General features: G+C 62.5%; 20 protein-coding genes and 1 tRNA gene. 13 read left to right on the forward strand and 8 right to left on the reverse strand.

Going from position 1 to position 18,322, the window contains the following annotated elements:
- Positions 1-80 precede the first annotated feature (80 nt).
- The 3 genes from ACFOJ9_RS27125 to ACFOJ9_RS27135 form a co-directional block, all read right to left on the reverse strand.
- A complete protein-coding gene (locus ACFOJ9_RS27125) occupies positions 81-1,313 on the reverse strand; it encodes an acyltransferase family protein (protein ID WP_378983165.1) in 1,233 nt (410 codons plus the stop codon).
- 228 nt (positions 1,314-1,541) lie between these two features.
- Positions 1,542-1,766, reverse strand: a complete 225-nt coding sequence (locus tag ACFOJ9_RS27130) for an alkylphosphonate utilization protein (RefSeq protein ID WP_378983167.1) — start codon at positions 1,764-1,766, stop codon at positions 1,542-1,544.
- A gap of 165 nt (positions 1,767-1,931) precedes the next feature.
- A tRNA-Ser gene (locus ACFOJ9_RS27135) sits at positions 1,932-2,021 on the reverse strand.
- 359 nt (positions 2,022-2,380) lie between these two features.
- Between ACFOJ9_RS27135 and ACFOJ9_RS27140 the strand changes: the two genes are divergently transcribed.
- From ACFOJ9_RS27140 to ACFOJ9_RS27160, 5 genes are all read left to right on the forward strand, one after another.
- On the forward strand, positions 2,381-3,085 hold the full coding sequence (locus ACFOJ9_RS27140) for a hypothetical protein (RefSeq protein WP_378983170.1): 705 nt from the start codon (positions 2,381-2,383) through the stop codon (positions 3,083-3,085).
- 135 nt (positions 3,086-3,220) lie between these two features.
- A complete protein-coding gene (locus ACFOJ9_RS27145; protein ID WP_378983172.1) occupies positions 3,221-3,544 on the forward strand; it encodes a hypothetical protein in 324 nt (107 codons plus the stop codon).
- Between the two features lie 106 nt (positions 3,545-3,650).
- Entirely contained in the window at positions 3,651-4,316 is a 666-nt protein-coding gene (gene msrA, locus ACFOJ9_RS27150; RefSeq protein ID WP_378983175.1) for a peptide-methionine (S)-S-oxide reductase MsrA, read from the forward strand.
- A gap of 211 nt (positions 4,317-4,527) precedes the next feature.
- Positions 4,528-5,517 carry a BMP family lipoprotein gene (locus tag ACFOJ9_RS27155; protein WP_378983177.1) on the forward strand — a complete coding sequence of 330 codons (990 nt, stop codon included), beginning with the start codon at positions 4,528-4,530 and terminating at the stop codon, positions 5,515-5,517.
- 121 nt (positions 5,518-5,638) lie between these two features.
- Positions 5,639-6,100 (forward strand): GNAT family N-acetyltransferase, encoded by a 462-nt coding sequence (locus ACFOJ9_RS27160; protein ID WP_378983180.1) that lies wholly within the window; start codon positions 5,639-5,641, stop codon positions 6,098-6,100.
- Here ACFOJ9_RS27160 and ACFOJ9_RS27165 read toward each other — a convergent pair.
- Both ACFOJ9_RS27165 and ACFOJ9_RS27170 read right to left on the reverse strand, forming a co-directional pair.
- On the reverse strand, positions 6,095-6,481 hold the full coding sequence (locus ACFOJ9_RS27165) for a hypothetical protein (RefSeq protein ID WP_378983183.1): 387 nt from the start codon (positions 6,479-6,481) through the stop codon (positions 6,095-6,097). The genes ACFOJ9_RS27160 and ACFOJ9_RS27165 overlap by 6 nt on opposite strands.
- 25 nt (positions 6,482-6,506) lie before the next feature.
- On the reverse strand, positions 6,507-6,716 hold the full coding sequence (locus ACFOJ9_RS27170; RefSeq protein WP_056595051.1) for a SlyX family protein: 210 nt from the start codon (positions 6,714-6,716) through the stop codon (positions 6,507-6,509).
- A 214-nt stretch (positions 6,717-6,930) separates the two neighbouring features.
- Between ACFOJ9_RS27170 and ACFOJ9_RS27175 the strand changes: the two genes are divergently transcribed.
- The 6 genes from ACFOJ9_RS27175 (at position 6,931) to deoA (ending at position 13,201) form a co-directional block, all read left to right on the forward strand.
- Complete coding sequence (locus ACFOJ9_RS27175; RefSeq protein ID WP_378983185.1) at positions 6,931-8,463, forward strand: ABC transporter ATP-binding protein; 1,533 nt, start codon at positions 6,931-6,933, stop codon at positions 8,461-8,463.
- Positions 8,460-9,599 carry an ABC transporter permease gene (locus ACFOJ9_RS27180; RefSeq protein WP_378983188.1) on the forward strand — a complete coding sequence of 380 codons (1,140 nt, stop codon included), beginning with the start codon at positions 8,460-8,462 and terminating at the stop codon, positions 9,597-9,599. Before ACFOJ9_RS27175 ends, ACFOJ9_RS27180 begins: the two co-directional genes overlap by 4 nt.
- A gap of 1 nt (position 9,600) precedes the next feature.
- Positions 9,601-10,572 carry an ABC transporter permease gene (locus tag ACFOJ9_RS27185; protein ID WP_378983191.1) on the forward strand — a complete coding sequence of 324 codons (972 nt, stop codon included), beginning with the start codon at positions 9,601-9,603 and terminating at the stop codon, positions 10,570-10,572.
- 61 nt (positions 10,573-10,633) lie between these two features.
- Positions 10,634-11,026 carry a cytidine deaminase gene (cdd, locus tag ACFOJ9_RS27190; RefSeq protein ID WP_378983193.1) on the forward strand — a complete coding sequence of 131 codons (393 nt, stop codon included), beginning with the start codon at positions 10,634-10,636 and terminating at the stop codon, positions 11,024-11,026.
- Between the two features lie 46 nt (positions 11,027-11,072).
- Positions 11,073-11,882: a purine-nucleoside phosphorylase gene (locus ACFOJ9_RS27195; protein ID WP_378983195.1), complete on the forward strand. Its 810-nt coding sequence runs from the start codon at positions 11,073-11,075 to the stop codon at positions 11,880-11,882.
- Positions 11,882-13,201 (forward strand): thymidine phosphorylase, encoded by a 1,320-nt coding sequence (deoA, locus tag ACFOJ9_RS27200; RefSeq protein WP_378983197.1) that lies wholly within the window; start codon positions 11,882-11,884, stop codon positions 13,199-13,201. The genes ACFOJ9_RS27195 and deoA overlap by 1 nt, the downstream gene beginning before the upstream one ends.
- Here the strand turns inward: deoA and ACFOJ9_RS27205 are convergent, their stop codons facing one another.
- The 3 genes from ACFOJ9_RS27205 to ACFOJ9_RS27215 form a co-directional block, all read right to left on the reverse strand.
- Positions 13,202-13,765: a TIGR02281 family clan AA aspartic protease gene (locus ACFOJ9_RS27205; protein WP_378983199.1), complete on the reverse strand. Its 564-nt coding sequence runs from the start codon at positions 13,763-13,765 to the stop codon at positions 13,202-13,204.
- A gap of 219 nt (positions 13,766-13,984) precedes the next feature.
- Positions 13,985-14,614, reverse strand: coding sequence for a uracil phosphoribosyltransferase (gene upp / locus ACFOJ9_RS27210; protein ID WP_378983200.1), 630 nt, complete (start codon positions 14,612-14,614; stop codon positions 13,985-13,987).
- A gap of 145 nt (positions 14,615-14,759) precedes the next feature.
- A complete protein-coding gene (locus ACFOJ9_RS27215) occupies positions 14,760-15,734 on the reverse strand; it encodes an adenosine deaminase (RefSeq protein WP_378983202.1) in 975 nt (324 codons plus the stop codon).
- A gap of 134 nt (positions 15,735-15,868) precedes the next feature.
- Between ACFOJ9_RS27215 and ubiE the strand changes: the two genes are divergently transcribed.
- Positions 15,869-16,645 (forward strand): bifunctional demethylmenaquinone methyltransferase/2-methoxy-6-polyprenyl-1,4-benzoquinol methylase UbiE, encoded by a 777-nt coding sequence (gene ubiE, locus ACFOJ9_RS27220; RefSeq protein ID WP_378983204.1) that lies wholly within the window; start codon positions 15,869-15,871, stop codon positions 16,643-16,645.
- Positions 16,646-16,715: 70 nt separating this feature from the next.
- The gene (ubiB, locus tag ACFOJ9_RS27225; protein ID WP_378983206.1) at positions 16,716-18,290 is read left to right on the forward strand and encodes a 2-polyprenylphenol 6-hydroxylase; all 1,575 of its coding nucleotides are present in this window, start codon (positions 16,716-16,718) and stop codon (positions 18,288-18,290) included.
- Positions 18,291-18,322: the final 32 nt, after the last annotated feature.

An 18,322-nucleotide genomic window follows, 5' to 3' on the forward strand; every position in this document is an offset into this window, starting at 1 on the left:
ATGTACAAAAGGGCAGGAGATTCCAAGCCTAGATCTGGGCGCTTTTGGGGAGTGCCCGGCTGCTGTCATGGCTCCGGACGCTATGAGCGATCCGCGAATTGCCTTGTGACGTTTCTCGGCATCCGCCAGGGCCTTACTTCACTCGCGCCTATCGTCTCGCCTGTTGGCAGCAGAAGGCCTGCCGCAAGACTGTTTCCCAGCGAGACGCCGGGCTTTTCAACGACGACGTGAGCGACCAGTGCCATGAAGACCAGAAGTACCATCGTCATCAATATCACGAGCCAATACTGGCTGGTATTGGCCAGAGCAAAATCTCGCACGGGCGAGATGGAAAAAACCGCGACGAAAGCAAGCCCTTGCAGCAGATAGATGCCATAGCTGATCTCGCCCAGCCGCACGGAACGGCTGGCGGTCAGAAGACCAAAGAAATCCGCGCCCGAGACGATCAGGAAGAAACTGCCGATGCACAGCAGCATCGGCACCGGTGCGTAGGCAATCTCGTAGGTGACAAACACATACACCAGCAGCGCCAGGGCGATAGCTGACAGGGCGTGTCGATGCACTTTCACCAGCAGGGCGTTTGCTTCAAGCGTCGCGCACACCATGCCTCCTGCGAAAAGTCCTAGATAGCAGTAAGCGAGACTGCCCCCACCCGCCGACATGAGAATGGAAAAACCCAGGAGGGCCACCGGCATACCTAGGCGTGCAACCAGATGCCGGCTGAATATCGCCACGATCGGCAGGCTGAAATAGAATAGCCATTCGTAGGGCAAGGTCCAGGTTACACCAGCCAGCGTATAGACGCCAAAGCTCGAAAGCGGCACGTAGCCGAAGACGCCAAACAGCAGATTGAAAAACGCCCGCTCGTAGGTCGCGAAGGCTGAGTAATCGATCGGTGCGTTGATGACTTCGAGGACCATCACTGCACCGATGGCGACAATGTAGAGCGGTCCGATCCTGAAAGCCCGCTTGAGCAACAAGGCCGGAAAATTTACCGAGGACTTTGCCGACAGCAATTTCCCCCAGAACAGATAGGCGGAAATGACAAAGAAAAAGGACACTCCCACCTGTCCCAGCAGGCCATAGAAAGCAGAAGGCGGATACTTCCACACGCCTGTCGTCAGGAATTCATGGTAGATGACAGAGTGATGAAGCGCGACGGCAAGCGCCAGATATCCCCGCATCCCGTCTATTGTCCGGATTCTGGCGGAGTTCGTTTCGAAACCTACTCGCTGGAATAGCGGTATGCCTGCAAACGGCCAAACCAGCCCCACCACCACAAACGCGGGCCAGAGGTCATAAAGTCCAATCATGTCCGCGATTGCTCCCACCCGGTTCTCGCGCACAGCAGCACGCTGAGTCCATCTCGTTGACTATGCAACTTGGCCCAGCGTCGGCACAAGCGCTCTCAAGGCGGGTGTGGCTTTCCGTGCTTTCAGAAGCGTTCTGGACAAACGGGCGCGTAAGTAGGCGAGCAGGTCGGCGAGATTATCAATTTCACGCAGCGCAACTATCGTTGAGATAGCTTGCCGCCTTGAGGGTCACGCCTTCTTCACGAACTCGGTCTTGAGCACCAGGCCTTTCACTTGCTTGGTGTTGCATTCGATCTCACCGGGATTGCCGTTGAGGCGGATAGTCTTCACCAACGTGCCGCGCTTGATCGTCTCCGAAGTGCCTTTGACTTTGAGGTCTTTAATCAGCGTGACGGAATCGCCGTCATTCAATTGAGCGCCATTACTGTCGCGCACGATTACATCGTTTGGCATGCCATCTCCTGTGATTTGGATCACCACTACCAGATCACGTAAGAATCCCAAAACCGATGGCGAACCGGCCGACCGTCAAGGTCACTATGAATTTGCGGCACCATACATTCTGGCGTCCTCACGAAACGCAATGATATCAGGCGGTTATACCATTTTTGAAGTTTCTGGCGGAGAGAGCGGGATTCGAACCCGCGTTACGGTCTCCCGTAAACACACTTTCCAGGCGTGCGCCTTCAACCACTCGGCCACCTCTCCGTCCATGCATGTCGCGCCGGCCGGTTTCGCCGCGCGGGTTGGGGAGATGCACCTCCCTTGGGGCAAGGCGGAACTTCCGCCATCGGCGTCGCCAACCAGCAAACGCCTTCCCCCCGCACCTGAGCCGTCAAAGCAACAGGCGCGGGGCTCATCTAGTCGATCCGACGGCGAATGCCAAGCCATAACGGCAGTCTATTCGCTTTGCGGCCACACAGTGTTTCGATAGGCCGCCGGCGCGCCCGTTTTTGCAGCGCCGCGACCGCAATGGTGTGCACCAACAGGACCGCAAGGCCGGCCGCCCTTGACTTCCCCCAGAGCCGCCTGTCGAGTGACAAGGCTTTGCGGGGCATCGTGCAGACATGACATCGAGCAATGGACAGGCGCCAGCCAGGCGGCCGGACAGCGGGCTGTCCTTCGTGCCGGTGGGCTGGCTCATCTTTGCCATGGCGTGGTCGGTCTATGGCCTGATCTCCGCCTGGCCGGTGGTCGGCGCCTCCGGCCTGCCAGACAGAGTCTTTTATCTCATCTATGGCGGGCTCGTCGTCGACATCGTCACCATCCTGTGGGGACTTTACCTGCTCGGCCTCGTTTTCGGCCGTTCCGTGCGTTTTCCGCGCCATTTCACGATCTGGCAGATTGCCATAATCGTCGGGCTGCTGGTCAGCCATGCCTATGCACTCACGGTGCCGGAATTCGTCTTCTCGGGCCAGGCGCTTGTCATCACCGGCGCCGAAATCGCCATCGGCGTTCTCTGCATCTATCTGCTCCGCCGCGGCTCCGAAGCTCAAGTAGTTTATGCCAGTCCGGAAGCCGAAAGCCCATCGGTCGTCGTCTCGGTCATCGCCGCCCTGCTCGGCATCATCCTTGGTGCGGTCATCGGCGCCGTGGGCGGGTTCTTCGCCGGCTCGGTCATCGCTGAGGCCACCGACATGAGCTGCTTCGAAGGCGCCTGCGGCTATTTCGCCGTGTTCATCGGCCTGGCCGGGCTGGTGATCGGTGCCATAGGCGGCGGCATTTTCGCCGTCTGGCGCGTCCATCGGCGCAAACGCAAGCCAGTGGCATAGGGTCGACCGGAGAAAGCGCGGGGCTTCAAATTCGCGTATGGCGATTGCGCACCAGGCATGCGCATTCTATCTCTCGTTTTGAAACTGGAAGGCCCTCGGGAGGAGCTTGAGGACTGGCCGGAGGGAAGGTCTCTAATGTTTCGCTTGGTCTTTCGTCTTGCCGCAATGGTCGCGCTGTCGATTTCCGTCATCATGGCGGTGCTCGACGCGACGCGCACCGTGGCGGCTTCCGCGCTGGTGCTGACCCCGCTCAACACCAGCTGGCTGGCTGTCTCACCGGATACGCGGGGCGCCTTCGAAACCTTCGTGCGAACCAAGGCCAGCCCGCTGCTGTGGGACGGCGCCATCGCCTGGGTGCTCAACCAGCCGGGCTTCGCCGTGTTCGCGGCGCTGGCCTTCCTGCTCTATGCGATCGGCTACAGACGGCAACGGCGTACGGGGCAGTTCGCCGCCACCTAGAGCATCGGACCCAAAAGTGGTTACCGGTTTTGGGAAAATCCGATGCTCAAACGAAAGACCGCCGTCAGGTGGCTTCTTGCGCCCCACAGAAAGAGGAAAGCCGCGCATGTTCTTTCTCAGCGACATGCTGAACAAGAAGCTCAATCTGCCGAAGCCGTCCGAGGCGTTGCCGGGCCGCGTCCGGGCGATCCCGACCGCACCCAGGCACAAGGTCTTGAAAAGACCGCTGAAGGGTCCCTATCCCGAGGGGCTGGAGACGGCGATGTTCGGGCTCGGCTGCTTCTGGGGTGCGGAGCGGCTGTTCTGGCAGATCGAAGGCGTCTGGGTCACGGCGGCCGGCTATGCCGGCGGCTTCACGCCCAATCCGACCTATCAGGAAACCTGCACCGGCCTCACCGGCCATGCCGAAGTGGTGCTGGTCGTCCACGACCCCAAGATCGTCTCCTATGCCGCGCTTCTGAAGCTGTTCTGGGAAAGCCACGACCCGACGCAAGGCATGCGCCAGGGCAATGATGTCGGCACCACCTACCGCTCCGCGATCTACACATCAGGTGATGCGCAATTGCGGGCGGCGAGCGCCTCGCGCGATGCCTACGAGGCTTCGCTGCGCGCCGCGGGCCACGGCAAGATCACCACCGAGATCGCGTCGGCGCCCGAATTCTACTTCGCCGAGGGCGATCACCAGCAGTATCTGGCGAAGAATCCTTACGGCACCTGCAACCTCAAAGGCACCGGCGTCGCATGCGCCATTCCGGCTGCCGCCTCCGCCTGAGTCCCGTGGCGCAGGAAACAAGCAGCCGCGCGGCTTGCCCGCGCCATGCTTTTCCAAAAGGTCAAAATTCCGCGTGAATTTTGTTTCGGGCCATGCCAGATTGCCCCGAGCGGGAGGGGAGTACACTCCTGGCTGACGTCGCATGCCTGCCGGAGAACCGGGCCGGAATGCGGTGCGTAACGGAAAAAATAACCGACAGGGTGTGGATCACATGAAACGTATTGTTCTCGGCCTCCTGGCCGCAACTGCAATGGTTCTTCCGGCCTTCGCCGCCGATATCCAGCCAGCCATTCTCTATGATCTTGGCGGCAAGTTCGACAAATCCTTCAACGAAGCGTCCTATAACGGCGCTGAAAAATTCAAGACCGAGACCGGCATTGCCTATGTCGAATTCGAGGTCTCCAACGCCACCCAGCGCGAGCAGGCGCTGCGCCGCTTCGCCGAGGATGGCCGCAATCCGATCGTCATGGCAGGCTTTTCCTGGGCGGACGCGCTGGACAAGATCGCCGTGGAGTTTCCCGACACCAAATTCGCCATCATCGACATGGTCGTCGACAAGCCCAATGTCCGCTCACTCGTCTACAAGGAGCAGGAAGGGTCCTACCTCGTCGGCGTGATGGCGGCGATGGCTTCCAAGACCAAGAAGGTCGGCTTCATCGGCGGCATGGACATTCCGCTGATCCGCAGATTCGGCTGCGGCTTTGTCGGCGGCGCCAAGTCGGCCGGCGCGACCGATGTCATCCAGAACATGACCGGCGACACGCCGGCGGCCTGGAATGATCCGGCCAAGGGCGGCGAAATCGCCAAGACGCAGATCGACCAGGGCGCCGACGTGGTCTACGCGGCGGCCGGCGGCACCGGTGTTGGCGTGCTGCAGGCAGCAGCCGACGCCGGCAAGCTCGGCATCGGCGTCGATTCCAACCAGAACGGCCTGCAGCCTGGCAAGGTGCTGACCTCCATGGTCAAGCGCGTCGACGTTGCCGTCTACAACACGTTCATGGATGCCAAGAACGACAAATTCACCAGCGGCATCAACGATCTCGGCCTCAAGGAAGGTGGCGTCGACTACGCCATGGACGACAACAACAAAGCGCTTGTTGACGACGCCATGAAGGCGGCGGTCGAAAAGGCCAAGGCCGACATTATCGCCGGTACTGTGAAGGTGCACGACTACATGTCGGACAACGCCTGCCCGTATTGATCGGCGCTAGCCAAAGTTTCGAACCGCCGGGTGAAAATCCGGCGGTTTTGTTTTGACGGCTTTGCCGGGAGCAGGTGAGGCATCCGCTTGTCTCAAAGGACATGAGCACACCGGAACACCGATGCAGCCAATAATCGAACCCATGGACGAACGCGACCTCGAGACCGTTGCACGATTGCGCCTTGCGGCCTTTTTCGAGGGCACAGGAAGAACAGTTGAAGAGGACGCGGCAGGGCTTCGCAAACTTGTGATCGGCGACGGATTCGAGGCAGCACTTGTGGTCCGGGACGACGGCTTGCCGGTGGGGACCTGCCTGCTGGTTCGTCACGAACTGGAACCGGCGCATGCTCTGACGCCTTGGCTTGCCGGGCTTGTCGTCGATACGGAGCATCGGGGCAGAGGGATTGGCACGGCGCTGGTGAGGGCGACCGAAGCGCATGCGGCGTCGGCCGGAGTGGAGACACTCTATCTCTACACCTGGGAAGCACGGGATTTCTACGCTGCACTCGGCTGGACAGAGGTTGAGATGTTCGAGCAGGATGGCGCAACGATGCTGCTGATGTCGCGCAGGTTCAGCCTATAGTTTTCCCGCCAGATAGCCCAGCGCGAAGGCCGCGATCAGCCCGATGGCGATGATGGTTCCACGCCGGCCGCCGAGTGCGTGCAGGCCGACGCCTCGCTGCGACAGGCTTCGGATCACGGTTGGTGATCTGGCATCGCTGAGACCAGAGGTGCGCATCTGCGGCAGGTCGGCAATGCGCTGCGTGATCTGCGTCCAGCGCTCTTCGCCACCAGCAGGTTCGGCGCGGTCGAACATGTGCATGTGTTCGGCAAGTTGCACCACCGCGTCGCGGAAGGCAGGGTCGATCTCCAGATCGCGCTCGGCCCTTTCGCGTTCCGTGTCGTTCATCAGGCCGAGCACATAGTCGCCGGCCCGAGCGATGCGATCGCTTTCACTGGCCATGGCCTGCACCCTCCCCCCTTTTTCCTCACCAATGCGGCGGCTTGGTTACAGGCACGTCATCTCCTGCCTGCTCCTCCAGCGCCAGGAAGCGGTCGGTCAGCGCGTCGAGCTTGCGCTGCATGCGCTCGATCACCTTCCACTGCTCGGCGATCTGGCCGGACAGTTCCTCGATGGTCTTCTCCTGTTCGGCGGCGCGAATTTCCAGCGTCGTCAGCCGGTCGGCGGGCATGATCATTCAGAATCCCCGAACTTGTACCGCAGTGTCTCGCATCGTCCTGCGAATTTGAGCCTCGCCATATTAGCGAATGTGAAGGCCCCGGCCACGTTGGAAATTGACAAGCGCACCGGGATTTGTCGAGAGTGAACCCTGCTCCGGCCAATTGGCACGGACGGAGTGTCATGCTAGGCGTTTTGACCAAGCGATAAAAAATAAAAGTGGGACAGGCTGCATGGCGCAAGCCGCAATCGAGTTGATCGGCATCAACAAGAGTTTTGGTGCTGTGCGCGCCAACCGGGACATCAATCTGGAGATCGCGCGCGGCACCATCCACGGCATTGTCGGCGAGAACGGGGCTGGCAAGTCGACGCTGATGTCGATCCTCTATGGCTTCTACCAGGCCGACAGCGGCGAGATCCGCGTCGGCGGCCAGCCGGCCTCGATCAAGACGCCCAATGACGCCATCGCGCTCGGCATCGGCATGGTGCATCAGCATTTCATGCTGGTCGACAATTTCTCGGTGCTGGAGAACATCATCCTTGGCGCCGAAAGCGATGCGCTGCTGAAGAAGAGCATCGCCAAGGCGCGCTCCGAACTGGAGCGGCTTGAGCGCGAATACGGACTGGAAGTCGATCCCGATGCGATCATCGAGGAATTGCCGGTCGGCCTGCAGCAGCGCGTCGAAATCCTCAAGGCACTCTATCGCGGCGCCGAGATCCTGATCCTCGACGAGCCTACGGGCGTGCTCACTCCGGCCGAGGCCGACCATCTGTTCCGGATTCTCAAGCAGTTGAAGGAACAGGGCAAGACGGTGGTGCTGATCACCCACAAGCTGCGCGAAATCATGGCCATCACCGACACCGTTTCGGTCATGCGCCAGGGCACGATGGTGGCGACACGCGAAACCAAGAAGACTACCGTTGAGGAACTGGCCGAGCTGATGGTCGGCCGACGTGTGTTGCTAAGAGTCGAGAAGGGCGAGGCGGAAGCCGGCGGCGTCAAGCTCGCGGTCAAGAATCTGACGGTGAAGGATTCTCGCGGCGTCACCATGGTCGACGACATCTCCTTCGATATCAGGGCCGGCGAGATCGTCGGCATCGCCGGCGTTGCCGGCAACGGCCAATCCGAACTGCTCGAGGCGATTTCCGGCATCAGGCGCGCCGTCTCCGGCTCGGTCATGCTCGACGGCAAGCCGATCGACCTTACCGGGGCAGCCGATCCGGGCGAATTGCGCGACCGCGGCCTGGCGCATGTGCCGGAGGACCGCCATCACGTCGGGCTGGTGCTGGCCTTCGAGGAGAACGAGAATTCCATCCTCGGCTATCATGACGACCCCCGCTATTTGAAGGGTCCGTTCCTCAACATCGATGCCATCCGCAACGATGCCAAGGACAAGATCGCCAAATACGATATCCGCCCGACGGACTGCCGGCTCAAGACCGCCAATTTCTCCGGTGGCAACCAGCAGAAGATCGTGCTCGCGCGCGAGATGGAACAGGACCCCGGCGTGCTGATCGTCGGCCAGCCGACGCGCGGCGTCGATGTCGGCGCCATCGAATTCATCCACAAACGCCTGATCGCCATGCGCGACCAGGGCAAGGCGGTGTTGGTGGTCTCGGTCGAGCTGGACGAGATCCGTTCGCTCTCCGACCGCATCCTGGTGATGTTTGCCGGCCGCATCGTCGGCGAGCGCGGTGCGGAAGCCACCGAAGGCGAGCTTGGCCTGCTGATGGCCGGTGTCGAGCATCGGGAGGCCGCCGAATGAGCACGCCTTATGCCAAGCTGCCGGGTTGGGCCGATTACGGGCTGATCCCGGTGATCAACCTGTTCGTCGCCTTCGTCGTCGCCGGCTTCGTCGTCATTCTGGTTGGCGAAAATCCGTTCCGCGCCGCCGTCATCCTGGTCGAAGGCGCCTTCGGCAGGGGGCAAGGCATCGCGTTTACGCTTTTCTACGCCACCACCTTCATCTTCAGCGGGCTTTCGGTGGCGGTTGCTGCGCATTGCGGCCTGTTCAACATCGGTGGCGAGGGCCAGGGCTATATTGCCGGTCTCGGCATCGGCATCGTCTGCCTGGCCTTCGACAGCGTGCTGCCGTGGTGGCTCACCTTCCCGCTGGCAATCATCGCCGCCGCGGCGATGGGGGCGCTGTGGGCGCTGATCCCGGCCTATCTGCAGGCCAAGCGCGGCTCGCACATCGTCATCACCACCATCATGTTCAACTTCATCGCCGCCAGTGTCATGGTCTATGCACTGGTCGGTTTCCTGAAGCCGGCAGGCTCGATGGCGCCGCAGACGCGCACCTTCCTCGACGGCGCGCAGCTGCCGAAGCTGAACTGGGTCATCGAACTGTTCGGCGCCAAGATACGCTCGGCGCCGCTCAACATCACTTTCCTTTTGGCGCTGCTGATGGCGTTTGTGGTCTGGCTGCTGATCTGGCGCACCAAGCTCGGCTACGAGATGCGTACCTATGGCCACAGCCCGAAGGCGGCTCGCTATGCCGGCATTTCGGAAACCCGCATCATCATCATCGCCATGATGATCTCGGGCGCGCTGGCCGGCATGATGGCGCTCAACCCGACCATGGGCGACCAGCACAATGTCGCGCTCGATTTCGTCTCCGGCGCCGGTTTCGTCGGCATTGCGGTGGCGCTGATGGGGCGCTTGCATCCGGTCGGCATCGTGCTGGCGGCGATCCTGTTCGGCATGCTCTACCAGGGCGGCGCCGAGCTCGCCTTCGAGATGCCGGCGATCAGTCGCGACATGATCGTCATCATCCAGGGCCTCGTCATCCTGTTTGCCGGCGCGCTCGAGCACATGTTCCGCCCTTATGTCCAGGCACTGTTCGCCTCGTTCAGCCCGAGATCTGTCGGTATGGAAGCGGTCAAGGGGAAGGGTGCCTGAGATGGATGTCTTCATCGCTATCGTCCAGATACTCGACTCGACCATCCGCCTGTCGGTGCCGCTGCTGCTTGCCTGTCTCGCCGGCCTCTATTCGGAGCGCGCCGGCATCTTCGACATCGGGCTCGAGGGCAAGATGCTGGTTGGCGCCTTCGCCGGTGCGGCGGCCGCCTCGGTCTTCCACTCGGCCGTTCTCGGCCTCGGTATGGCCATTCTGATCTCGGTCGCTTTCGCCATGATCCACGGCTTTGCCTCGATCACCCATCGCGGCAACCAGATCGTCTCCGGCGTGGCGATCAATTTCATCGCCGCCGGCTCGACCATCATGCTCGGCCAGCACTGGTTCCAGCAGGGCGGCCGCACCCCGGCACTGGCGCCGAACGAGCGCTTCGAGGCGATCACCTGGCCTGGCGCCGACGCGGTCAGGGATGTGCCGATCATCGGGCCGATCTATTCGGAGCTGATCTCCGGCCACTCCATATTGGTCTATATCGCCTTCCTGATGGTGCCGTTCACCTGGTGGGTGCTGTTTCGCACCCGCTTCGGTTTGCGGCTGCGCGCGGTCGGCGAGAACCCGGCGGCGGTCGATACGGCCGGCATCTCGGTCGCCTGGCTGCGCTACCGGGCGCTGATCTGCACCGGCGTGCTCACCGGCGTTGCCGGTGCCTATCTGTCGATGGCGCAGAATGGCGGCTTCGTGAAGGACATGACCGCCGGCAAGGGCTATATCGCGCTGGCCGCACTGATCTTCGCCAAGTGGAAGCCGGTCAACGCCATGTTCGCCTGCCTGTTGTTCGGCTTCCTCGACGCGCTGTCGATCCGCCTGCAAGGCTCGCCACTGCCCATCATCGGCAAGGTGCCGGTGCAGTTCATGCAGGCGCTGCCCTACGTCCTCACCGTCATCCTGCTCGCCGGCTTCATCGGCAAGGCCATTCCGCCACGCGCCGGCGGCGTGCCTTACGTTAAGGAACGTTGAGCCGGAGCAACGGGTCGGCTTAGTGCCGGGTTTTGGACACGATCATCGGAGAGAACATTGAATGTCGCATGATCTGTTCGAGGCCGCCAAGGCTGCCATGACCAAGGCCTACGCGCCCTATTCGAAATTTCCGGTGGGCGCCGCCTTGCGCACCGAGGACGGGCGCATCTTTACCGGCGCCAACATCGAGGTCGCCTCCTACCCGGAAGGCTGGTGCGCCGAGACCACCGCGCTTGGCCACTACATCATGGGCGGCGGCGGCAAGATCGTGGAAATCGCCGTCATCGCCGAACGCATGGCGAAATGCTCGCCTTGCGGCGGCTGCCGGCAGCGGCTGGCGGAATTCTGCCGGCCGGAAACAAAGCTTTATCTCTGCGACGATGCCGGCGTGGCCGAAACCGTGACCATGGGCGACATGCTGCCCTATGGTTTCCGCGGCGACATTTTGAAATGAAGAGTCGCTGAGATGAAGAGCGGGCTTAAATGAAGAGTTGGCTGCGATGACGGAAAAGGCGCTGGACCATCTCATCGAAAGCCTGGACGGCCTGGCGCCGGCCACGGCACTGGTGCTGGGTTCGGGCCTGGGCGGGTTGGTCGACCAGATCGAGCATCCGATCCGCATCTCCTATGCCGACCTGCCGGGCTTTCCCAGAAGCGGCGTCACCGGCCATGCCGGCGAAGTGGTGGCCGGACTGTTTGCCGGTGTGCCGGTGCTGATGCTGTCCGGCCGTGCCCACTACTATGAGCACGGCAACGCGGCGGCGATGCGCCCGGTACTGGAGGTGCTTGCCGGCATCGGCATCACGAAACTGATCCTCACCAATGCCGCCGGTTCGGTCGATCCGGACATGCCGCCGGGCTCGGTGATGCTGATATCAGACCACATCAATTTCTCGGGCACCAATCCGCTCATCGGCGAACCCAGCGACAGCCGCTTCGTCGGCCTGACCGAGGCCTATGATGCCGGCATCCGCAAGGCCATCGAACGGGCGGCGAAAGCGACCGGCACCACGCTGCACAAGGGCGTCTATATGTGGTTCTCGGGTCCATGCTTCGAAACACCCGCTGAAATCCGCATGGCGCGCATCATGGGCGCCAACGCGGTCGGCATGTCGACCGTACCGGAGGTCATTCTCGCCCGTTTCCTCGGACTTCGCGTCGCCGCCTGTTCGGTCATCACCAATTTGGCGGCCGGCATGACCGGGACCGAGCTTTCGCACCAGGAGACCAAGGACATGGCACCGGTCGGCGGCGCGCGGCTGGCAACAATCCTGCAGCGCGTGTTCCGCGACGGATTGCTGGAGAGCTGATGCTTCCGCAGGAAATCATCCGCCGCAAGCGCGACAGCCTGAGGCTGTCGGAGCATGAGATCGCCGGCTTCGTCGAGGGCGTGACGTCAGGCGCCGTTTCGGATGGCCAGGTCGGCGCCTTCGCCATGGCGGTGTTCTTCAACGGCATGAACCGCGACGAGGCGGTGGCGCTGACGCTGGCGATGCGCGATTCCGGCGACGTGCTCGACTGGTCGGACCTGCCCGGCCCGGTCACCGACAAGCATTCGACTGGCGGCGTTGGCGACAATGTCTCGCTGATGCTGGCGCCGATCGTCGCCGCATGCGGCGCTTACGTACCGATGATATCAGGCCGCGGCCTTGGCCACACCGGCGGCACGCTGGACAAGATGGATGCGATCCCCGGCTATGCCAGCCAGCCCGATATCGCGCTGTTTCGCAAGGCGGTGCTCGAAACCGGCTGTGCCATCATCGGCCAGACCGCCGACCTCGCGCCGGCCGATCGACGACTCTATGCGATCCGCGACGTCACCGGCACGGTCGAATCGGTGCCGCTGATCACCGCTTCGATCCTGTCGAAGAAACTGGCGGCCGGGCTGCAATCGTTGGTGCTCGACGTCAAGGTCGGCAACGGCGCCTTCATGGAAAAATCGCGCGACGCCACCGCACTCGCCAACAGCCTGGTTGAGATCGCCAATGGTGCCGGGCTGAAGGCCTCGGCGTTGATCACCGGCATGAACGAGCCGCTGGCGTCGGCCGCCGGCAACGCCGTCGAGGTGCGCAATGCCGTCGATTTCCTCACCGGCCGGTTTCGTGATCATCGGCTCCAGGATGTGACGCTGGCGCTGGCCGCCGAAATGCTGCAGTCGGCGGGACTGGTTTCATCCAATCAGGACGGCATGCGGCGCGCCACCGAGACGCTCACCAGCGGCCGCGCCGCCGCCACCTTCGCGCGCATGGTGGCCGTGCTCGGCGGCCCGGCCGATTTCATCGAGAAGCCGGAAAGATACCTGGCCACAGCGGCGACCGAATTTGCCGTCAAGGCGACTGCAAACGGCTTCGTCACCGGCATCGCGACCCGCGACATCGGGCTCGCCGTGGTTGGCCTGGGAGGCGGACGCACGCGGCCGGACGACAAGGTCGACCCCGCGGTCGGCATCACCAGGCTGTTGCCGGTCGGTGCGGAGGTGAGGCTCGGCGAGCCACTGGCGCTGATCCATGCCCGCTCATTGGCCGATGCCGAAGCGGCCGCGGCAGCCGTGCTTTCGGCCTATACGGTTGGCGCTTCGAAACCGGCCGCCGACAAGTCGGTCATCCGGCGGATTCTGCCACGCGGCTAATTACTGAGCGAGCAGCAGCGTGCCGTTCTCGACCTGGTATTTGTCGAGCCGGTTGAGGAAGCTCATGCCGATCAGATTGGTGCGCAGCGCCCTATCGTCGAGCACGATGGTCTGGACGTCATTGACAGTGATGTTGCCGATCTGCAGGCGGTCGATCATTGCTACAGCTGCCTTGATGGTACCGTTGGCGGTGTTGACCTCGTGACTGAAATCGGAAGCGTTCAACGACAAGCCGATCCGGCGCGCCGTCGAGGTGTTGATGGCGACCAGCGTGGCGCCGGTGTCGATCATACCGTCGGTCTGACGTCCATTGAGCTTGAAGGCCGACGAGAAATGTCCGCGCTCGTCTGCCGCAACGACGACCTTGCGGCCCATCGGCAGCGGCGCGACCGGCTTGTTGGGCACCGATGCCAAATTGACGTCCGGTTGGGCGTCGATCGCAGGTTTGCGCGGCGCCGCCGATTTCAGCAGGTCTTCGACGAATTGCGGGTTCGACTGATACACAATCGGTATCGATGCCAATGTACCGGCGAAAACACCGAGGATGAGAAGCTTGCGCAGCATGGACCGGCCTCGCCGCATGACCCCGAAAATCGGGATCGATCTTCGGTGTCATGCGCAAAATCAAAGTGCTACAGCGTCCTTTGCGCGTCCGAATGGACGCGCGGCGCTGTAGTGAGATCCGATCGTTAAGCCCGGATGGTGTTTGCCGCTTTAACGCGCGCCAAAACCGCGCCTTTGCGTAAATATTTGGTAAATCGTACCAGGCAACTTTGCCTGGTATTACTTGGTCCCGTACATGCGGTCGCCGGCGTCGCCGAGGCCGGGCATGATATAGCCTTTCTCGTTAAGCTGGCGGTCGATCGAAGCGGTGAACACGGGAACGTCCGGATGCGCCTTGGTGAAGCGTTCGATGCCTTCGGGCGCCGCCAAGAGGCAAAGGAAGCGGATGTTGGTTGCGCCGCGCTCTTTCAATTTGTCGATCGCCGCGATCGCCGAGTTGGCGGTCGCCAGCATCGGATCGACGACGATGACCAACCGGTCGGCGAGGTCGCTCGGCGCCTTGAAGAAATATTCGACCGCTTCCAGCGTTTCGTGATCTCGGTAGAGACCGACATGGGCGACGCGGGCCGCCGGCACCAGGTCGAGCAGGCCTTCCAGCAAGCCGTTGCCGGCGCGCAGCACCGAGGCGAAGACCAGCTTCTTGCCCTCCAGCGTCGGCGCTTCCATGGTTTCCATCGGCGTTTCGATCATCGTCGTCGTCAGTTCGAGGTTGCGGGTGACCTCGTAGCCGAGCAGCAGCGATATTTCACGCAGCAGCCGGCGGAAGCCGGCCGTCGAGGTTTCCTTCTTGCGCATGATGGTCAGCTTGTGCTGGACAAGCGGATGGTCGACGACGGTGACGCCCTGCATGGTGTTCTCCTGATGCCTGCGCCCGAAAATGCGCATCGCCCTTTCGGACGCGCCGCGCTTCAAGCTGCCTGGGCGAACCCTAGCGACAATGCGTCGGCCAAGGAACCCGCTTGGCCTGCACCGACCACAGCTTTGTCGGCAGAAATCAGCGTGCCGCGCCGTTCAACCGGGCAAGAAGCGCGGTCTTGGTCTTTTTGTCGACGAAAGCGGCTTCGATGGCGGTGCGGGTAACGGCGGCCAGCGCCTTTTCGTTCATCGAGAAATGCTCGCCGGCAATGTCGTATTCGCGCTTCAGCGAGGTCCAGAAATAAGGCGGGTCGTCGGAATTGAGCGTCACCTTGCAGCCTGCCGCCTGCAGGGCCGGGAACGGATGGTTGGCAAAACTGTCGAACACCTTGAGCGCGATGTTGGAGCCGGGGCAGCATTCCAGCACGACGCCCTCGTCGGCAATGCGCCGGACAAGGTCCGGATTCTCGATGGCGCGCACGCCATGGCCGATGCGAGACGGGCGGATGTGATCGAGCGCCGCCTGGACGGTCTCCCAGCCGGTCAGTTCGCCGGCATGGATGGTGATGCCGAGCCCGGCCTCGCGCGCGATTTCGAAAGCCCTGACATAGTCCTCCATCTCGCCGATCCGCTCATCGCCGGCGACGCCGAAACCGGTGACCAGCGGGTGCCCGCAACGCGCCGCGAAGCGTGCCGCCTGCTCGATCGACTCGACGCCGACATGGCGCACGCCGGTGACGATCATGCGGCCCTCGATGCCGGTCTTGGCCTTGGCGCGGGCCATGCCTTCGCCGAGCGCGTCGGTATAGGCCTTGGGCGACAGCCCGGCTTTTTTCGCGTGGTCCGGCGAGGTGAACACCTCGGAATAGATTGCCCCGTCGCGAGCAAGGCTCGTCAGATAATGGTCGGCCAGCCGCGCATAGTCGTCCTCGGTCCGGAACAGGTCGGAGGAGAAGTCGTAAGCCGCGAGGAACGACGTGAAATCGTGCCAGACGAATGAACCGTTCTGGATATAGGGCGAGGTGTCCTTGCCGTATTTCTGCGCCTGGCGGATGACGAGTTCGGGCGCCGCTGCCCCTTCAATGTGGCAGTGCAATTCCGCTTTCAAAGGCATTCAATCATCCCGTCGGTCTGTCCAGGTCTTGAAAACCCGCCACCTGGAAGCGCGGCTGAACACCGCGCCTTAAACAATAGCGCCCGCACCATCGATCGGCTATGGTCCCGCCGGTTTTATGACGGATCAAAAAAATGTCGGTTGAGAGAACCACGGCCGCGGGCGGCATGGAAACCTCCTATGGTTTCAAGCGTGTAGGGGCTGGCGACAAGCAGTCCCTGGTCAACGATGTTTTCCACAAGGTCGCCAACCGCTACGACCTGATGAACGATCTGATGTCGGCCGGCCTGCACCGGCTGTGGAAGGATGCCATGGTCACCTGGCTCAATCCTCCAAAAAGGATCGGCTGGCGCGTGCTGGACGTTGCCGGCGGCACTGGCGACATCGCCTTCCGCATCGTCGATGCCAGCCACGGCAATGCCCATGCCACGGTGCTCGACATCAATGGCTCGATGCTGGCCGTCGGCCGCGACCGGGCCGAAAAGAAAGGCCTGTCCGGCAACACCGATTTCGTCGAGGCCAATGCCGAGGAACTGCCCTTCGCCGATGCCACATTCGACGCCTACACCATCGCTTTCGGCATCCGCAACGTGCCGCGCATCGATGTCGCACTCGCAGAAGCGTTTCGCGTGCTAAAGCCGGGCGGGCGCTTCCTGTGCCTGGAATTTTCCGAAGTCGAGATGCCGCTGCTCGACAAGGCCTACGAAGCCTGGTCGTTCAATGCTATTCCGAAGATCGGCAAGATGGTCACCGGCGACGGCGAGCCCTATTCCTATCTGGTCGAATCGATCGCCAGGTTTCCCAACCAGCAGAATTTCGCGACGATGATTTCCCACGCCGGCTTCGATCGCGTTTCCTTCCGCAATTATTCCGGCGGTATTGCCGCGCTTCATTCGGGCTGGAAGCTTTGAGGCCGGACCGCATTTCTCACATTCGACGTGCGCTATGCCGGTTCGAAGAGCCGGCAGGACGGGCGCAGGCATGAGCACGGTCAGCGCAGGATTTCGGCTCGTAAGGGCCGGCTGGGTGCTGGTCCGCGAGGGCGTCGTCGCCGCCTTGCCGGGCGAGGAACTGTCGGGCCTGCCGAAGTTCGGCTGGCGGCTGGCGCGGCTGTTCACCCGCCGCCGCGCGCTTGCCTATGAGCGCAGCGACCGGCTGGCCAAGGCGGTGGTCCGGCTCGGACCGTCCTATGTTAAGCTCGGCCAGTTCCTGGCGACACGGCCCGACGTCGTCGGCAACGACATGGCGCTCGATCTCGCTATGTTGCAGGACAAGATGCACACCTTCCCGAAGGCCGAGGCCATCGCGGCTATCGAGGCTTCGCTCGGGCGCAAGGTCGGCGATCTCTATGCGCAATTCGGCGATCCGGTCGCAGCCGCTTCCATCGCCCAGGTCCATGCCGCCGACACCATGCATGACGGCGTTGCCACCAAGGTGGCGGTCAAGGTGATCCGGCCCGGCGTGCGGCGCCGCTTCTTCCAGGATCTCGAAAGCTATTTCCTCGCCGCCCGCCTGCAGGAGAAATACATCCCGTCGTCACGCCGGCTGCGGCCGGTCGAGGTCACCGAGACGCTGGCGCAGACCACCAAGATCGAGATGGATCTCCGCCTCGAGGCGGCCGCCCTTTCAGAACTCGGCGAAAACACGAAGGACGATCCCGGCTTTCGCGTGCCGTCCGTCGACTGGGAACGCACCGGCCGCGACGTGCTGACCATGGAATGGGTCGACGGCGTCAAGATGAACGACATTGCCGGCCTGGAGGCAGATGGCCACGATCTGAAGGCGATCGCCGCCAACCTCATTCAGTCGTTCCTGCGCCATACGCTGCGCGACGGCTTCTTCCATGCCGACATGCATCCGGGCAATTTGTTCGTCGAAGCAAACGGCACCATCGTCGCCGTCGATCTCGGCATTGCCGGCAGGCTCGGCAAGAAGGAGCGCCGCTTCCTCGCCGAAATCCTCTACGGCTTCATCACGCGTGACTACCTGCGCGTTGCCGAAGTGCATTTCGAAGCCGGCTACGTACCGCGCCAGCACAATGTCGCGGCCTTCGCGCAGGCGATCCGGGCGATCGGTGAGCCGATCCACGGCCAGCCGGCCGAGACCATTTCGATGGCCAAGCTTCTGACGCTGCTGTTCGAAGTGACCGAACTGTTCGACATGGCGACGCGGCCGGAGTTGATCCTGCTGCAGAAGACCATGGTGGTGGTCGAGGGCGTGGCGCGCACGCTCGATCCGGCTTTCAACATGTGGAAGACGGCCGAACCCGTGGTCGGCGGCTGGATCGCCGGCAACCTTGGCCCACGTGGCATGATGATCGATGCGCGCGATGGCGCCAGGGCGCTGCTGACGCTGGCCCGCCAGGTGCCCGAACTCGCGGCGCGTACCGATCGGCTGTCGCGCGAGATCGACCTGATGGCCGAACATGGCCTGCGCTTCGACGAAACCACCGCGCGCGCCATCGGCAAGGCCGAGGCGCGTTACAGCCGCTCCGGCCGCCTGGCACTATGGGTGATCGCGCTGACGCTGGTCTATATCGCCTGGAAGATCATCTAGCACCCAGCCGCTTCGGACTCCGAGTCCGCAAC

The sequence above is a fragment of the Mesorhizobium cantuariense genome (genome assembly GCF_042647205.1).
GTDB lineage: Bacteria > Pseudomonadota > Alphaproteobacteria > Rhizobiales > Rhizobiaceae > Mesorhizobium > Mesorhizobium cantuariense.

What these genes read in the sequence shown, in the direction of transcription:
- ACFOJ9_RS27125 (WP_378983165.1), bottom strand. Translation starts at nt 1,313, where the DNA reads ATGATTGGACTTTATGACCTCTGGCCCGCGTTTGTGGTGGTGGGGCTG.
- ACFOJ9_RS27130 (WP_378983167.1), bottom strand. Translation starts at nt 1,766, where the DNA reads ATGCCAAACGATGTAATCGTGCGCGACAGTAATGGCGCTCAATTGAAT.
- ACFOJ9_RS27140 (WP_378983170.1), top strand. Translation starts at nt 2,381, where the DNA reads ATGACATCGAGCAATGGACAGGCGCCAGCCAGGCGGCCGGACAGCGGG.
- ACFOJ9_RS27145 (WP_378983172.1), top strand. Translation starts at nt 3,221, where the DNA reads ATGTTTCGCTTGGTCTTTCGTCTTGCCGCAATGGTCGCGCTGTCGATT.
- msrA (WP_378983175.1), top strand. Translation starts at nt 3,651, where the DNA reads ATGTTCTTTCTCAGCGACATGCTGAACAAGAAGCTCAATCTGCCGAAG.
- ACFOJ9_RS27155 (WP_378983177.1), top strand. Translation starts at nt 4,528, where the DNA reads ATGAAACGTATTGTTCTCGGCCTCCTGGCCGCAACTGCAATGGTTCTT.
- ACFOJ9_RS27160 (WP_378983180.1), top strand. Translation starts at nt 5,639, where the DNA reads ATGCAGCCAATAATCGAACCCATGGACGAACGCGACCTCGAGACCGTT.
- ACFOJ9_RS27165 (WP_378983183.1), bottom strand. Translation starts at nt 6,481, where the DNA reads ATGGCCAGTGAAAGCGATCGCATCGCTCGGGCCGGCGACTATGTGCTC.
- ACFOJ9_RS27170 (WP_056595051.1), bottom strand. Translation starts at nt 6,716, where the DNA reads ATGATCATGCCCGCCGACCGGCTGACGACGCTGGAAATTCGCGCCGCC.
- ACFOJ9_RS27175 (WP_378983185.1), top strand. Translation starts at nt 6,931, where the DNA reads ATGGCGCAAGCCGCAATCGAGTTGATCGGCATCAACAAGAGTTTTGGT.
- ACFOJ9_RS27180 (WP_378983188.1), top strand. Translation starts at nt 8,460, where the DNA reads ATGAGCACGCCTTATGCCAAGCTGCCGGGTTGGGCCGATTACGGGCTG.
- ACFOJ9_RS27185 (WP_378983191.1), top strand. Translation starts at nt 9,601, where the DNA reads ATGGATGTCTTCATCGCTATCGTCCAGATACTCGACTCGACCATCCGC.
- cdd (WP_378983193.1), top strand. Translation starts at nt 10,634, where the DNA reads ATGTCGCATGATCTGTTCGAGGCCGCCAAGGCTGCCATGACCAAGGCC.
- ACFOJ9_RS27195 (WP_378983195.1), top strand. Translation starts at nt 11,073, where the DNA reads ATGACGGAAAAGGCGCTGGACCATCTCATCGAAAGCCTGGACGGCCTG.
- deoA (WP_378983197.1), top strand. Translation starts at nt 11,882, where the DNA reads ATGCTTCCGCAGGAAATCATCCGCCGCAAGCGCGACAGCCTGAGGCTG.
- ACFOJ9_RS27205 (WP_378983199.1), bottom strand. Translation starts at nt 13,765, where the DNA reads ATGCTGCGCAAGCTTCTCATCCTCGGTGTTTTCGCCGGTACATTGGCA.
- upp (WP_378983200.1), bottom strand. Translation starts at nt 14,614, where the DNA reads ATGCAGGGCGTCACCGTCGTCGACCATCCGCTTGTCCAGCACAAGCTG.
- ACFOJ9_RS27215 (WP_378983202.1), bottom strand. Translation starts at nt 15,734, where the DNA reads ATGCCTTTGAAAGCGGAATTGCACTGCCACATTGAAGGGGCAGCGGCG.
- ubiE (WP_378983204.1), top strand. Translation starts at nt 15,869, where the DNA reads ATGTCGGTTGAGAGAACCACGGCCGCGGGCGGCATGGAAACCTCCTAT.
- ubiB (WP_378983206.1), top strand. Translation starts at nt 16,716, where the DNA reads ATGAGCACGGTCAGCGCAGGATTTCGGCTCGTAAGGGCCGGCTGGGTG.